This window comes from Thalassospira sp. (assembly GCF_048059015.1).
GTDB lineage: Bacteria > Pseudomonadota > Alphaproteobacteria > Rhodospirillales > Thalassospiraceae > Thalassospira.
In genome coordinates this window covers 81,224-95,080 of record NZ_JBLLNT010000017.1, presented here as the reverse complement: position 1 = coordinate 95,080, position 13,857 = coordinate 81,224, and the positions used below count along the sequence as shown (strand labels likewise).

General features: G+C 54.7%; 15 protein-coding genes. 7 read left to right on the top strand and 8 right to left on the bottom strand.

All coding sequences use genetic code 11. From position 1 onward, the window contains the following. Window positions 1-19: 19 nt before the first annotated feature. Both ACMZ66_RS19795 and ACMZ66_RS19790 read right to left on the bottom strand, forming a co-directional pair. The gene (locus tag ACMZ66_RS19795; protein ID WP_416939903.1) at window positions 20-664 is read right to left on the bottom strand and encodes a CoA pyrophosphatase; all 645 of its coding nucleotides are present in this window, start codon (window positions 662-664) and stop codon (window positions 20-22) included. After that, complete coding sequence (locus ACMZ66_RS19790) at window positions 661-1,242, bottom strand: DUF1285 domain-containing protein (protein ID WP_416939901.1); 582 nt, start codon at window positions 1,240-1,242, stop codon at window positions 661-663. The genes ACMZ66_RS19795 and ACMZ66_RS19790 overlap by 4 nt, the downstream gene beginning before the upstream one ends. A 113-nt stretch (window positions 1,243-1,355) precedes the next feature. Between ACMZ66_RS19790 and ACMZ66_RS19785 the strand changes: the two genes are divergently transcribed. From ACMZ66_RS19785 to ACMZ66_RS19765, 5 genes are read left to right on the top strand one after another with little or no spacing between them, the layout of a single operon-like run. Beyond that, a complete protein-coding gene (locus ACMZ66_RS19785; RefSeq protein ID WP_416939899.1) occupies window positions 1,356-2,396 on the top strand; it encodes an AAA family ATPase in 1,041 nt (346 codons plus the stop codon). Between the two features lie 6 nt (window positions 2,397-2,402). Then, the gene (locus tag ACMZ66_RS19780) at window positions 2,403-3,350 is read left to right on the top strand and encodes a DUF58 domain-containing protein (RefSeq protein ID WP_416940012.1); all 948 of its coding nucleotides are present in this window, start codon (window positions 2,403-2,405) and stop codon (window positions 3,348-3,350) included. Next, window positions 3,347-4,585, top strand: coding sequence for a BatA domain-containing protein (locus ACMZ66_RS19775; protein ID WP_416939897.1), 1,239 nt, complete (start codon window positions 3,347-3,349; stop codon window positions 4,583-4,585). The genes ACMZ66_RS19780 and ACMZ66_RS19775 overlap by 4 nt, the downstream gene beginning before the upstream one ends. After that, a complete protein-coding gene (locus tag ACMZ66_RS19770; RefSeq protein ID WP_416940010.1) occupies window positions 4,525-6,060 on the top strand; it encodes a DUF4159 domain-containing protein in 1,536 nt (511 codons plus the stop codon). The genes ACMZ66_RS19775 and ACMZ66_RS19770 overlap by 61 nt, the downstream gene beginning before the upstream one ends. After that, the gene (locus ACMZ66_RS19765) at window positions 6,057-8,132 is read left to right on the top strand and encodes a hypothetical protein (protein ID WP_416939895.1); all 2,076 of its coding nucleotides are present in this window, start codon (window positions 6,057-6,059) and stop codon (window positions 8,130-8,132) included. Before ACMZ66_RS19770 ends, ACMZ66_RS19765 begins: the two co-directional genes overlap by 4 nt. Window positions 8,133-8,144: 12 nt before the next feature. On the opposite strand, the gene ACMZ66_RS19760 is transcribed toward ACMZ66_RS19765, so the two are convergent. Continuing rightward, complete coding sequence (locus ACMZ66_RS19760; protein ID WP_416939893.1) at window positions 8,145-9,110, bottom strand: LysR family transcriptional regulator; 966 nt, start codon at window positions 9,108-9,110, stop codon at window positions 8,145-8,147. A gap of 167 nt (window positions 9,111-9,277) precedes the next feature. On the opposite strand from ACMZ66_RS19760, the gene ACMZ66_RS19755 reads away from it, so the two are divergent. Both ACMZ66_RS19755 and ACMZ66_RS19750 read left to right on the top strand, forming a co-directional pair. Further along, entirely contained in the window at window positions 9,278-10,228 is a 951-nt protein-coding gene (locus tag ACMZ66_RS19755) for a glutathione S-transferase family protein (protein ID WP_416939891.1), read from the top strand. 84 nt (window positions 10,229-10,312) lie between these two features. Continuing rightward, on the top strand, window positions 10,313-11,128 hold the full coding sequence (locus ACMZ66_RS19750) for a substrate-binding periplasmic protein (RefSeq protein WP_416939889.1): 816 nt from the start codon (window positions 10,313-10,315) through the stop codon (window positions 11,126-11,128). An 87-nt stretch (window positions 11,129-11,215) separates the two neighbouring features. On the opposite strand, the gene ACMZ66_RS19745 is transcribed toward ACMZ66_RS19750, so the two are convergent. The 5 genes from ACMZ66_RS19745 to ACMZ66_RS19725 form a co-directional block, all read right to left on the bottom strand. Beyond that, the gene (locus ACMZ66_RS19745) at window positions 11,216-11,719 is read right to left on the bottom strand and encodes a F0F1 ATP synthase subunit B (protein WP_416939887.1); all 504 of its coding nucleotides are present in this window, start codon (window positions 11,717-11,719) and stop codon (window positions 11,216-11,218) included. 4 nt (window positions 11,720-11,723) lie between these two features. Next, a complete protein-coding gene (locus ACMZ66_RS19740; protein WP_416939885.1) occupies window positions 11,724-12,209 on the bottom strand; it encodes a hypothetical protein in 486 nt (161 codons plus the stop codon). A 74-nt stretch (window positions 12,210-12,283) separates the two neighbouring features. After that, window positions 12,284-12,508 carry an ATP synthase subunit C family protein gene (locus ACMZ66_RS19735; RefSeq protein WP_007089066.1) on the bottom strand — a complete coding sequence of 75 codons (225 nt, stop codon included), beginning with the start codon at window positions 12,506-12,508 and terminating at the stop codon, window positions 12,284-12,286. Between the two features lie 60 nt (window positions 12,509-12,568). After that, entirely contained in the window at window positions 12,569-13,291 is a 723-nt protein-coding gene (locus tag ACMZ66_RS19730; protein ID WP_416939883.1) for a F0F1 ATP synthase subunit A, read from the bottom strand. Between the two features lie 34 nt (window positions 13,292-13,325). Further along, a complete protein-coding gene (locus ACMZ66_RS19725) occupies window positions 13,326-13,679 on the bottom strand; it encodes an AtpZ/AtpI family protein (protein WP_416939881.1) in 354 nt (117 codons plus the stop codon). Between the last annotated feature and the right edge of the window lie 178 nt (window positions 13,680-13,857).

Sequence of the window (13,857 nt, the reverse complement as noted above, 5' to 3'; positions counted from 1 at the left end):
ATGTTCCCAACTATCGTGATTACGGTTGCATCGAGGGCGCATTGGCACGCACGACTTCGCTAAAATTCACAAGCATCCCGGCTGTCGCCCCCCAGATGTAATATTCCCGGTATGGAATGGCAAAGTAACGCCGACGTGCCCCTTCAAAGGTCACGGTTTGCAGCTTCTGATTCTTCGGGTTGAGGATGAAGCTAAGTGGCACTTCAAACACTTCGGCCACTTCGTGATCATCGGGATTAAGATCAAAAGGCGGGGTCACGATACCAATCACCGGTGTGACCTGATAACCGGTCACGGTGTAGTAATCATCAATCCGGCCAATCAGATCAATGTGACGCCGTGCCAGACCAATTTCCTCTTCGGTTTCGCGAAGGGCGGTTTCTTCAAGGGTGGCGTCTTCTTCTTCCTGACGGCCACCAGGGAAACTGATTTGCCCTGCATGATCGCTTAGATGATCGGTCCTGCGCGTCAGGATGACATGAAGACCGGCTTCGCGTTTGACCAACGGCACCAAAACAGCCGCCGGACGCGAGACAAGTTCACCTTCGGCAAAGGCACGCGCACGGGACTTTGAACCGGGATAGTCGACCGCATGATCGCCACGGCGCTGCAAAATGTCGTCTTTGGGTGCCTTGAGTGCCGCGATGATATCATCTGGCGTCATTCGGGGTTCTCCATCTGGCCAATTTCAAAAAACTGTCCATGGCTATAGACACCGATACGCAACATATTGGTTTTAGGGTCAATAATTTCGTCGGCCAGTTCAACCAGCTGATAGAAAACCGCCCGGTTCAGGCGCGCTTCAAGACCGCGTTCCAGCCCGATATAGGGTGATGGTTCATCCGTTTCCGGGTCATGTTCGACACGTAAAGGATGGTCTTTATCAAGCTCAACCCATTGATCGATATTGGTGCGGAACCGAATGGTTTGATCCTTGCCATCGCCGTCGTTTTGCATCTCGACAGCAATGAATGCAACGTCTTCAACCTCGATCCTTGCCATCTCGGCCGGGGTAACAAGCCAGTGGCCACCTTCCTCGTCGCGTTGCAGTACGGAAGAAAAAAGCTTCACCAGTTCAATTCGGCCAATAGGACCACCTTGATAGAACCAGGTTCCATCCCGACCTATAGACATAGGAATATCGCCGCAGATTTGTGGATGCCGCCCATTCCCGGGCTTTTGCCCACGCAGGCGGGACCACAACTTTTCGGCGAGATCGACAGTTTTTTCGTTATCATTCATGCTGTAAAGTTGATCCAGAACCAGACGTTTTCCCGTTATGCTTATGTGAAACCTTCTGCGTTTTTCGACCTGCCAGCGCCCGCACTGCAACAAAGGAAGCAAAGTTTCGCATCATGACAAACGCGCCACGTTTCCCCGAAGAGATGGGGTTTTCCCAAGATAGCAGTCTGGAACGCGACGCAGCCCGTCTGGACGAATGTGTCGCACGGCTGGCCGAAGCCCGCAAAATGGTTTCCACCATTATATTTGGGCAGAATGATGCCGTAGAGCAAACACTTATCGGAATTTTATCCGGTGGCCATGTTCTGATGGTGGGTGCACCGGGCCTTGGCAAATCCCTGTTGGCCCACACTTTGGGCAAGGTGCTGGGGCTTCTTGATAAACGTGTTCAGTTTACCCCCGATCTGATGCCTGCCGACATTCTGGGCTCCGAAGTCCTTGAAGAAGGGGCTGATGGCAAACGCGCATTTCGTTTCATCAAAGGTCCGGTTTTCTGCCAATTGCTTCTGGCCGATGAAATCAACCGCGTCAGCCCGCGCACCCAATCAGCCCTTCTGCAGGCCATGCAGGAACGCGAAGTATCGGTCGCCGGTTACAGCCACAAGCTTCCCGAACCGTTCCATGTTCTGGCAACCCAGAACCCGCTGGAGCAAGAAGGCACCTATCCCCTGCCCGAAGCACAGCTTGACCGTTTTCTTTTGGAAGTACGCCTTGGCTATCCCAATGCTGAAGAAGAACGCAAGATCGTGACGGAAACGACGGGCCGCTATCCGACCCGTCCACGTCAGGTTCTTCAGGCTGATGATCTGGTCGAAGCGCAGGATTTTGTCCGTCGTCTCCCGATGCCCGACCGCGTGCTTGATACCATCATTGCCCTGTGTCGCGAATGTCGCCCGGAAAGCACATCCATGGCCGATATTCGCGATAACGTTGCATGGGGTCCGGGTACACGTGCCGCACAGGCCCTTTCCCTTGCTTGCCGGGCGCGTGCAATGCTGTTTGGGCGTTTTGCCCCATCAATTGAAGATGTCGAAGAACTGGCTGTGCCCGTGCTGCGCCATCGTTTTGGCCTGACTTACGGCGCGCGCGCCGAAGGATACACCGCCAAAGGCCTGATTACCGATGCCCTCGCCCACCTTCAGGAGAACCCGTAATTGGCCGTGACCGCCGTGCATGATCATGTCGCCGCCGCCCGTGCCCTTGCGGCCCGACTGCCCCAACTGATCGATGAGTCCCGCAGAACGGCAATCAGTTTGCGGAGTGGCCTTCATGGTAACCGCAAGGTCGGACCGGGCAGCGATTTCTGGCAGTTTCGACCCTACATCCCCGGCGATCCAACCAATCAGATCGACTGGCGCAGATCCGCACGCAGTGATCATACTTTCATCCGGCAAACCGAATGGCAGGCCAGCCACAATTATTGGATTTGGCCCATCCTTTCGCCGTCCATGTATTGGACATCTGATAGCTCTGTGCCCTCCAAGGCCGAACGGACCCTGATCATCTCGATCGCGCTCGCCGATCTTTTGATCCGAAATGGCGAAACGGTCGGAACGTTTGATGGGGAACGCACGCGCATCACTTCAGCCGAACATCTGGAAAAGCTGGCCCACGCCATGCTGGCAAGCCCGCAAAGCGTTGCCGAACAAGGTGCGTCTATCCATCCGGGTCGCAAACAATCCGTGCTGCTTTTGGGTGACTTTCTGGAATTTTCCGATCTTGCCGATAAGGCCAGTAATGCGATCCGGCAGCTTGGCCAATATCAGAATGACGGTGCGCTGGTTCAAATCCTTGATCCGGCTGAAATCGCCCCGCCATTTCGCGGGCGTGTTGATCTGTTTGATACCGACGATCAGATGATTTTCAGAAGCGAGAAGTTTGAAGATATCGGCGACGGGTTCAAACAGCGTGCACAGAAATGGCGGGCATCAGTCCGTGATGCGGCACGTCAGAATGACTGGCTTTATGATCGGCACGTCACATCAGAAAGTGCCAGCCCGACCTTGCTTGCACTGTATCAACATCTGAGTGAGAGGCAAAACCAAAGCGGATCAAACGGCCGCGGCCGTCCGACCCTGCATCGCCATAACCAGCGAGAAATGTCATGAGCCTGTCGGCCATCACATTCCTGTATCCGGCCATGCTGGCGGGCCTGATGGTTTTGCCGGTCGTCTGGCTTTTGATCCGGTCCGCCCCGCGCGCACCCAAGAATGTGATTTTTCCTGCGGCACGGTTGCTGCGCGGCCTTAAAAGCCAGCGCCGCGATATTCAGCGCGCGCCGATTTGGCAGACGATTCTGCGCTGTATCATCCTGACGCTTTTGATTGTGGCGGCGGCCCGCCCGGTTATGAACAGCAATGACTTCGCCCAAAACGGTGGTGCCGTACTTATCATTGCCGATAACGGATGGGAAAGCGCGGCAAACTGGGCGCAATATCGCAAGGCCCTGCAACAGATCGCCAATCAGGCTCGGTTTGACCTGCAAACCGTCTATATCGCGCAAACTGCGCCAGAGGCTTCTGGCGCATCGACCTGGAAGCTTCCAGAGATCGTCGGGCCGGTTTCCCCACATGATACGGAAACGCTGATTGATCGCCTGCAACCCCGCCCCTGGAATTCCGATTATACGGCATTGTCTGATCTGATTGCCGAACATCCGGAAATGAACAGCATGGTCGGCAGTATCTTGTGGCTGACCGGGGATATGGACAGTCCTGGCAAGGCCAAGATCGCATCAGAGCTTACCGACATTGCCCCAATCACTGTCATTTCACCGACCCGAACCGACCGGATTGCGATCAAATCCCTTGAACGGTCACGAACCGGGCTGGTAGCAGTCCTTGGTCATGATCGTAGCGAAACACCGCGCATGATCAACCTTTTGGCGCGCGGCGAACGTGGGTCGGTACTGTTGCGTCATAACGCCGAACTTGCCGCCAACACCGATCAAACCGAAGTTGCAATTTTCCTGCCCAGTGACATTTCAAACGCCATTCAGTCGGTTGGTGTGGAAGGCATCGAAAGTGCCGCGACGATGTTTCAAACCGGTGCGCGTTGGCAACAACGCCGGGTCGGTGTGATTGTCAGTTCGGGGATAGCCCCGGTGTTCTATCTGACCAATACTTCTTCCTTGATCGCGCGCTGTCGCCCTATGCCGATGTCAGTTATGAGCCGCTTGGCAGACTGCTTGAAAAGAAGGTCGACATTCTGGTGTCGGCCGGTCCGATTTCTGGGCTTGGCAGCCAATTCGAAGCCTTGGAACGTTGGGTCAATGATGGCGGGATGCTGGTCCGGTTTGCTGGCGACAGTTCGACCGAAATCGGCAATGAGTTCCTTCCGGTAACACTTCGTTTGGGGAACCGGGACTTTGGCGGTTCCATGTCATGGGAGAAGCCCAAGCGTTTACTTGATTTCCCCGACAACAGCCCGTTCCATGGCATTGAAGTGCCAAGCGACATCACCGTTACCCGTCAGCTTCTGGCTGAACCCGATCCCGATATTCTAAGCAAAACCTGGGCGCGTTTGACAGATGGAACACCACTGATCACGAGTGCGGCACGCAATGCCGGGCGCGTTGTCTTGTTCCATGTGACACCGTGGGCCGATTGGTCAAACCTTCCGATGTCGGGCCTGTTTGTTGAGCTGTGGCAAAAGATTCTGCCGCTTGCCAGCCCCAGCAACCGCAATGATGCCGAGCTTCGCACAAGCTTGCCACCCCAAGCGATCCTTGACGGATTTGGGCAGGCCCATCAGCCAGATGCCTTGATCCTGCCAGTGCGAACCCCGCTTCCGACACCCAATCCGCGCCATCCGCCGGGCATTTATGGGGAAAATGGTCAGGCGGTTGCGCTTAACCTTGGGCCGTCACTGGGTCAGATTGGCGATAACATCACATGGCCATCGGCGATCAGCACACGCAAGATCACGGATCAAAGCCAGATCGATCTGGCGGCCCTATGTCTGCTTGGGGCATTGATCCTGCTTCTGTGTGATGCGTTGATCCTGCTTGCGATCCATCACGTGACGCTTCGACGTAATCGGCGGAGCAATGCCTTCACATCGATCCTTGTTGCTGTTGGCGTTGCGGGACTTGGTGCCGCCATCCTGTTTGGATCAATCGGATCAAGTCATGCCGCATCCATTCAGGAAGCCGCCCTTCAACCGCGTCTGGCTTATCTTAAAACCGGGAATGCCCCGGTGGATCGGCTTAGTCAGGCAGGTATGACCGGGCTGACCGAAATATTGCGACGCCGGAGTGCGGCGGACCTTAACACCGTGGATGGCGTTAATCCGGAAACGGACGAGCTTAGCTTTTATCCCCTGATCTACTGGCCGCTGGTTGATGGGCAGGAACCGTTTTCCGAACGGGCGCGCGAACGGTTGAACCGGTATCTGAATAACGGTGGCATGATCCTGATTGATAGCCGCGACCGCGAAGTGCAGCCCGCCCGTTTGCGGCGGCTTTTGGCCGGGCTTGAGGTTCCGCTTTTGGACCGGGCTCCGGGGGATCATATCCTGTTTCGCAGTTTCTATTTGCTTGATCATGCCTATGGTCGGTTCTCTGCCCCGCTATGGCTGGATGCACGGCCTGATCAGCGTCTTGATGGGGTGGCATCGGTTCTGTTTGGCGGCAATGATTGGGCATCGGCCTGGATCATTCCCGAAGGCCGCGATGAAATCCGGTCTGAGGATATCTCACCCCGGCAACGCGAAATGGCCTATCGGTTTGGCATCAATCTGGTGATGTATGCGCTGACGGGCAGCTACAAGGGTGATCAGGTCCATCTTCCCGCCATTCTCGAAAGGTTGGGCCGATGAACCAGGGATGGCAGAACCTTCAGATATCGCCGCTTCTTGACATAACCATCCTGCAAGGATTGGCACTGTTATGCTTGGCGGCCATTGTGCTTTTCACCATTTTCCGCCTGCGCGGCACTGTTTGGCGCGGGGTGGTGATGGTGCTTGTTCTATTGGCACTGCTTGCCCCGCAATTCACCGACCGCGAAAGCGAAAAGCTGAGCGACATTGTCCTTGTCCTGGTCGATAGATCCGGCAGCCAGCGCATTGCCGGACGCACCGAGCAAACCGACGCTGCCATCGAAGAACTGAAGGAACGTTTTGCCGACGATCCATCGGTTGAACTTCGGTTTGAAGATGTTCCGGGCGAAACAGATACCCGCATGTTTGCCGTGCTTGATCGGCTACTGGGCGGCATCCCGCGCGAACGTATTGGTGGTGTCATGATGATCACTGATGGCCAAGTCCATGACGTGCCCGCCAATCTTGATCTTGATGCCCCGCTGCATGTTCTGATCAGCGGGGAGCGAGATGAACGCGACCGGCGTTTGGTCATCCGCCAAAGTGCCGATTACGGGATTGTCGGCAAGGATGCCGAGTTTATGATCGAGGCGATTGATCATGATCTGGCGCCGGGTACGCCCATCCCCGTCCGGATGCTTTTGGAAGATGGCACCGAGGACGAGATTTTCCTGCCCGCCAATGAACAACATCGCGTCAGCATCCCCGTCCCCCATGCCGGATCGGTTCTGGCCGAGTTGCGAATGGATGATGTCGAGGAAGAAACCGATAAAACCAATAACCGCCTGATCCTTGAAACCACAGGCGTGCGTGATCGGTTGCGTGTGTTGTTGTTATCCGGTGAACCCCATCCGGGCGAGCGCGCATGGCGTAACCTTTTGCGCGCTGATCCCGGTGTGGATCTGGTGCATTTCACCATTCTGCGCCCGCCAGAAAAAGGCGATGACACGCCGATCAATGAACTGGCCCTGATCCCGTTCCCGATCCGCGATTTGTTTGAAGTGCGTTTGCGCCAATTCGATCTGATCATTTTTGACCGCTATCAGATGCGCGGTGTATTGCCGCCCCACTATCTGGAAAAGGTCGTTGATTATGTCCGCTGGGGTGGTGCCGCCCTTGTCGTCGCTGGCCCGGAATATGTCGGACCGGACGGGCTTGCCAGCACCGCCCTTGATGACCTGATGCCAGCCGCCGTTACCGGCCGGGTTGTGGAGCAACCCTTTGCCCCGCAGGTTAACCGTGCCGGGCGCCTGCACCCGGTTACAGCAGCCATTGCCGGATCACCGACCACGCCACCCAAATGGGGACGCTGGTATCGTCAGATTGAAACGCGCGTATCCGATCCCGATGCCATGACCTTGTTGACCGGGGTCGATGACATGCCGCTTTTGACCCTGCAACGAGTTGAAGAAGGCCGGGTTGCGATGCTAAGTTCTGATCAGATGTGGCTATGGCAGCGCGGCCATGATGGTGGTGGCCCGGTGGCAGAGCTTCTGCGTCGTCTGTCGCACTGGCTGATGAAGGAACCGGCCCTTGATGAAAACACCGTCACAACGGCAAGAAGCCCCGATGGTGATAGCCTGATCCTGAACTGGCGCAAGATCGGGGCGGCCCCGGAAGCTGCCAGCGTGATCAATCCGGAAACCGGCGAGCAGATCAATGCATCCTTTGAACAACTGCCTGATCAATCATGGCAGGCGACAGTTCCGATTGCCGAACGTGGCCTGATCCGGGTCAGTGTGCGCGATCAAAACCGACGCCAGCAAACCGCCCTTCATGTTGATCGGGATGTATTGACCGCGGAAACACAGAACACCAATTCCACGCCAGAACTTCTGGCCGAACTGGTGGCAGAGAATGATGGCTATATCGGTCGGATCGAAGACGGACTTCCGGACTTCCGTCATGTGCCAGATGACCGTGTCTGGCATGGCGGCAACTGGGCAGGCTTTATCGAAACCGATAGCTACAAGACGGTGATTGGCGGCATCACCAATCTTCTGCCCCTTCCAGTCATTGCACTTCTGATCGGGGCGATCTGTCTGATGGGGTGGCGCGTCGAAAGCAAGTGACGCGCGCCAATCTCACGGACTTGGCCGCTGACGCCCCAATCCGTTGCGATATTCCTGACACGCGCGTTCGTGGAAATTGCACAGCCCGCCTTTGAACTTTTCCACCAGGAAGTCGATGAAGACACGCACCTTGGTCGGAAGGTGGCGGCGTTCGGGATAAACCGCGTAAATGCCGCCGCTGCTTAGCGGATCGTAATCCTGAAGGATGCGGACAAGGCGGCCTTCATTTAGCGCCTCCGCGACGATGAATTCAGGCTCGCGTGCGATGCCAAGACCGCGGATCGCAGCGATCGAAGTGAATTCACCATTATTGCATGACATGACCGGATCAACGCGGACCGTCACGTGCCCTTCGGGTCCTTCGAAGTCCCAAACATTGGGATTGGCAATGTTGGTGTAGGACAGCGTCTTGTGCTGCGTCAGTTCCTGTGGCGTTTTCGGTTCGCCATGTTCGGCAAGATAGGATGGCGCGGCGACCACATGCCCGCGGAAGTCAGCAAGCTTGCGCGCGATCAGGCTGGAATCCTTAAGCCGGGTGATACGCACCGCCATATCAATGCCCTCGGCCACCAGATCAACCATGTGATCGGCCAGATGGATATCAACATGCAGTCCCGGATACATATCCATGAATTCCGTCACCAGTTGCGGCAAATACATCTGCCCAAAGGTCAGCGGGGCGGAAATGCGCAATGTGCCGCGCGGTGTCCCGCGCAAGTCGGTCAGGGCATGTTCGGCTGTTTCGATTTCCTCAACCACGCGCGCACAGTGCTGATAGAAGGTCGATCCCGCATCGGTCAGGCTCAGCCGACGTGTGGTACGGTTTAAAAGCCGGATACCAAGACTGTCTTCAAGCTTTGTCACATGCTTGCTGACCGCCGATTTTGACATCCCAAGCTTTCGGGCTGCCCCGGAGAAGCTTTGTTCTTCTACCACGCGGGCAAACACGGTCATGCCATCCAGATTACCGATCAACATCTTGCTACTCCTGATCGCGGCACAACGAAACTGTTGCGCAATTGGAAACAAATAAATGTCACAAGACCGGATTGTCTTCAATGCGGAAATGGCGAGAATAAGGGAAACAGCAAATATCAGCGGATCGCAGCCAATGGCCCTGCAGAACCGCAAGATGGAGGACCAAGATGGGACAACTGGTAAATGGCGAGTGGCAGACAGAAGCCCTCCTTGCCAAAAACAGTAACGGTAAATTCAAACGCCAGGATTTGTCATTTCGCAACTGGCTTTCCGATGATCCGGACGCAGAATTCCCTGCCGAAGCAGGACGTTATCATCTTTATGTTTCCTATGCCTGCCCATGGGCGCACCGTACCCTGATATACCGTGCGCTCAAGGGCCTTGAAGACATGATCACGGTCTCTGTCGTGCATTGGTATATGGGTGACCGGGGTTGGCAATTCTCGGCTGCGGATGGCTTGGTTGATGACCTTCATGGGCACAACTTCATGCATCAGGTCTATGCCAGCGCAGAACCTGATTATACCGGCCGTGTGACCGTTCCGGTCCTGTGGGACAAAAAGACCAACCGGATCGTAAGCAACGAATCATCGGAAATCATCCGCATGTTCAACAATGCGTTTGACGGTATCGGTGCGACCGAGGGTGACTATTACCCGGAACATCTGCGGGCAGAAATAGATGCGGTCAATGAACGCGTGTATCACGATGTGAATAACGGCGTTTACAAATCGGGCTTTGCCACCAGTCAGGACGCCTATGAAGAAGCCGTCACGACCCTGTTTGAGACGCTAGATTGGCTTGAAGATCGTTTAAGCCGGCAGCGCTTCCTTGTCGGGGATCAGGTCACCGAAGCTGATTGGCGACTGTTCCCGACCTTGTTGCGGTTTGATCCGGTCTATCACGGGCATTTCAAATGCAATCTCAAGATGCTCCATGAATATCCAAATCTGTGGAACTACACCAAGTCGCTGTATCAGCACCCCGGTGTGAAGGGCACAGTGCATATGGATCATATCAAGAAGCACTACTATCAAAGCCACAGTTCAGTGAACCCGTCCGGTGTTGTGCCAATTGGACCTGAGCTTGATCTTGATAGCCCGCATGACCGGTTCTGATCGCGATGGGCGATCGTGAATATTCATCGATCGGTAAAGCTTGAGCGTCTTGAAAGTCGATCCTGATGCGCAAACCTATCAAACATGAAGACATATTTGGACGTCTCAGTTGATCGCAAAGCATCTCAGCGGCTTGGCCATTTCGGTCACCGGGCCATTGGGGTTTTTATTTGTCTGATCAGCTGGGTCGTCCTTGATCTGTCGGATGCGCTGGCACAAAGCCCGCGTGTTGAAATCCACGCCCGCCATCGCCCGCCTGACATGTTTGTCGATGATCGCGGCACCATATCAGGCCCCCTATTCGATATCGTTAACCGTGCTGCCGAGATTGCCGGGGTTGAGCCGGTCTGGCTGGTGCGCCCCATGGCCAATTCACTGGGTGCACTGGAGCAAGGCAGCGATATCGTTTTGCCAAGGCTTTATCGCGCGCCAGAGCGTGAAGGCTACGTTCTTTACCATGGACCATTCAATGACATCACCAAGAAGGTCCAATTCATTTATGACACCAGACGTCCGGTCGATTTAAACGAGCTTGCCGATCTGTTTGGTCTTCATGTTGGGGTGCGCTTGCGCGGGTATTACGGCACTGCCTTTAACAATGACAAACGCATCAGCAGACAGGCATTTCCAGGTGAAGAACAACTGATTGTCGAATTGGGTCGTGGCACGGTCGATATCATCGCCCTTACCAACCTGCAGGGCTTTGCCCGCATGGCCGAAGAGATTGGATACACCACTTGGCAGATTGCTGATTTCGCACTTGAGCAGGATGAAGCGATCTGGATCGGGACTGCGCGCGGATCAAATGCGTCGGTACTGTTGGAAACCGCGTTCAAGGAATTGGTCGATACCGGTGTGGGTCATGCGTTTTATGAGCAGGAAAGCTCACACGATCACTAGAACCAATCGCCCGCCAAAGTCTATCAAACAAAAAACCCCGCAAGCGATGCTTACGGGGTTTTTTTGATATCCGATAAACGGAAAATCTTAGTTCAGGCGACCTTTGATTTCCGCGATCGCGCTGTCTACCAGCTCGTCTGCCTTTGCACCGGAAACCTTGTCAGTGACAAGAGCGGTGGTAGCTTTTGCTGCGATTTCGGCAACATGTGCACGAACTTCAGCAATCGCCTGGCTTTCGAGGTTGGAGATACGATCCAGAGCCTGCTGTTCACGGCGTTTGAGTGCCGCTTTGAGCTCAGCCTGGGCGCTTTCCAGCATACGGTCGGCTTCTGCCTTGGCATGCGCGCGGATCTCGTCAGCTTCCTTCAGGGCTTCACGCTGTTTGGCCTGATAATTGGCCAGAAGCTTTTGAGCTTCTTCGCGAAGACGCTGAGCTTCGTCCAGTTCGTCAGAGATCTTCTGAGCACGTTTATCGAGTGCAGCAGAGATACCTTTAACGGCTTTAAAACCGCCAAAGCCAACGACCAACACGAAAGAAAGCGTGGTCCAGGTGTAAGGGTCGGTAAGGAAAGTAACCTCTTGGGTTGCCATTGTCTTACTCTCCTACGATTGCCGAAACAGCCTTGTCGGCAGTTTTGGCCTGAACCTTGACACCGATAAGTTTTTCGGTTGCTTCACGGGCGATTTCCGATGCTGCTTCTGCAACGCCGGTCAAAGCTTCCGTTTTAGCATCCGCAATTGCCTTCTCGGCATCAGATGTCTTTTTAGACAGCTTCTTGACCAGTGCTTCGGTTTTCTTGGCCTGCTCTGCAGCAGCCTTTTCCGAAGCTTCGCGAATGTCAGCCTGAGCGGCGTCACGAGCTTCTGCCAAAGCAGCCTCGTATTTCGCGATGGCGGCATCGGTTTCGTCTTTCAACGCCCGAGCCTTGCCAAGGTTGTCTTCGATGTTTTTTTGACGGCGCTCGAGAACTTCACCGACCTTCGGCAGTGCAATTTTCGACATCAGGAAATACAGAATGCCAAAAATAACGAACAGCCAGAAAATCTGTTCCGAGAACGTCGTAATATCAAACTGCGGCATAGCCTACTCCCGAATTCAACGACGCCGGCGAGGGGGTACCTCGCCGGGCCGTGTATTCGCGCAAAAGGCGCCGATTAGCCGAACAGAACGATCAGCGCAACGACGAGTGCGAACAGTGCAATAGCTTCGGTAACAGCAAAGCCGATCCAGCCATACAGTTCAACGTCGCCTTTTGCAGCCGGGTTACGGCCAACAGTCGCAATCAGGCTCGACCAGATGTTACCAACACCGATACCGGCACCAATCATGCCAATAGCAGCCAGGCCAGCACCAATCATCTTAGCAGCATCGAGTTCCATAACTTCACCCTTTCGAATTTCTTAAAGGCAATCAGAAGAGATCACACCAAACCACACACATTAGTGCATGTGGATTGCATCATGGAGATAGATGCAGGTGAGAATTGTGTAGACATAAGCCTGAAGCGCAGCAATGCCGAACTCCAGAACAGTAATCCCCGTCAGCATCGCAAAGGGAAGTACGCCGAGAATGCCGATCAGGCCAACGAACCCACCGATAACTTTCAGCATGATGTGGCCGACGGTCATGTTCGCAAACAGTCGGATCGCCAAGCTGAACGGACGAGAGAAATAGGAGATGATTTCAATCGGGACCAGAATGATCGCGGTCGCAATCGGCGCACCAGCCGGGAAGAACATCCGGAGGTAATGCGTGCCATGACGCATGAAGCCGATGATCGTCACACCGATGAAGATCACCAGAGCCATCGCAAAGGTAACAGCGATGTGGCTCGTGAAAGTAAAGCTGTGCGGGATCATACCAAGAAGGTTCCCGAACAGAACAAACATAAACAGCGTAAAGACGAACGGGAAATATTTGCGACCTGCGCTACCCACGTTGTCTTTGAGCATATTGGCGACGAATTCGTACATCACCTCGGCAGCACCCTGCCAACGTCCCGGAACAAGTGCACCGCGACGCATCGAAAGCGTCATGAAGCCTGTTACGAGAACGGCTGCGATCACCATCCAAAGTGCGGAGTTGGTGAAGGAAACATCAACGCCACCAATCGCCATTTCGGCAAGGGGCCTGATCTCAAACTGCTCTAGCGGTCCAGCCACCGTAATCCTCGCTCAATATTATAAGGGTTCGAGGTTATTCCCCGTTCCCCTGCTTGCGCTCCCCCATCGCACGACCAAGTCCGACAGCACTGTCGTATCCCTTGGCAACGCGATAAGCGTTCAAGCCTCCGGCACCTGCTCCGAGCAAAACGAACAGAACAAGCAGCCAAGGCGTCGTATCAAGCACCCGGTCCAGCGCCCAGCCGATCAGCAAGCCAACAAGAACCGCAGCGATCATTTCCGCCGAAATCCTCATGCCAAGCGCCATCCCTTGAGATGGTTTGCCAGTCGCCCGGTTCGGGCTATGCAGTTCTTCGCGTTTGCCTGCTACAGCTGCCAGCTTGCTTTCAAGCTCTTCTAATGAAGCGCGATCTTTGTCATCGCTCATTGTCGTGAACCCCGCTTTGGCAACCTTTCAAACGTCGCAAGGAAATGCGCGGGCAACATACTTAGCACCCCATGGGCTGTCAAGCTGTAAAACCCCACCTTCCGGGAGACGATCAAAAGCAATATTTGATCATTAAATCAATTACTTAACTGGTAAAATGTGAAGGAAAACACTTTTG

What these genes read in the sequence shown, in the direction of transcription:
- ACMZ66_RS19795 (WP_416939903.1), bottom strand. Translation starts at nt 664, where the DNA reads ATGACGCCAGATGATATCATCGCGGCACTCAAGGCACCCAAAGACGAC.
- ACMZ66_RS19790 (WP_416939901.1), bottom strand. Translation starts at nt 1,242, where the DNA reads ATGAATGATAACGAAAAAACTGTCGATCTCGCCGAAAAGTTGTGGTCC.
- ACMZ66_RS19785 (WP_416939899.1), top strand. Translation starts at nt 1,356, where the DNA reads ATGACAAACGCGCCACGTTTCCCCGAAGAGATGGGGTTTTCCCAAGAT.
- ACMZ66_RS19775 (WP_416939897.1), top strand. Translation starts at nt 3,347, where the DNA reads ATGAGCCTGTCGGCCATCACATTCCTGTATCCGGCCATGCTGGCGGGC.
- ACMZ66_RS19770 (WP_416940010.1), top strand. Translation starts at nt 4,525, where the DNA reads ATGCTGGTCCGGTTTGCTGGCGACAGTTCGACCGAAATCGGCAATGAG.
- ACMZ66_RS19765 (WP_416939895.1), top strand. Translation starts at nt 6,057, where the DNA reads ATGAACCAGGGATGGCAGAACCTTCAGATATCGCCGCTTCTTGACATA.
- ACMZ66_RS19760 (WP_416939893.1), bottom strand. Translation starts at nt 9,110, where the DNA reads ATGTTGATCGGTAATCTGGATGGCATGACCGTGTTTGCCCGCGTGGTA.
- ACMZ66_RS19755 (WP_416939891.1), top strand. Translation starts at nt 9,278, where the DNA reads ATGGGACAACTGGTAAATGGCGAGTGGCAGACAGAAGCCCTCCTTGCC.
- ACMZ66_RS19750 (WP_416939889.1), top strand. Translation starts at nt 10,313, where the DNA reads ATGAAGACATATTTGGACGTCTCAGTTGATCGCAAAGCATCTCAGCGG.
- ACMZ66_RS19745 (WP_416939887.1), bottom strand. Translation starts at nt 11,719, where the DNA reads ATGGCAACCCAAGAGGTTACTTTCCTTACCGACCCTTACACCTGGACC.
- ACMZ66_RS19740 (WP_416939885.1), bottom strand. Translation starts at nt 12,209, where the DNA reads ATGCCGCAGTTTGATATTACGACGTTCTCGGAACAGATTTTCTGGCTG.
- ACMZ66_RS19735 (WP_007089066.1), bottom strand. Translation starts at nt 12,508, where the DNA reads ATGGAACTCGATGCTGCTAAGATGATTGGTGCTGGCCTGGCTGCTATT.
- ACMZ66_RS19725 (WP_416939881.1), bottom strand. Translation starts at nt 13,679, where the DNA reads ATGAGCGATGACAAAGATCGCGCTTCATTAGAAGAGCTTGAAAGCAAG.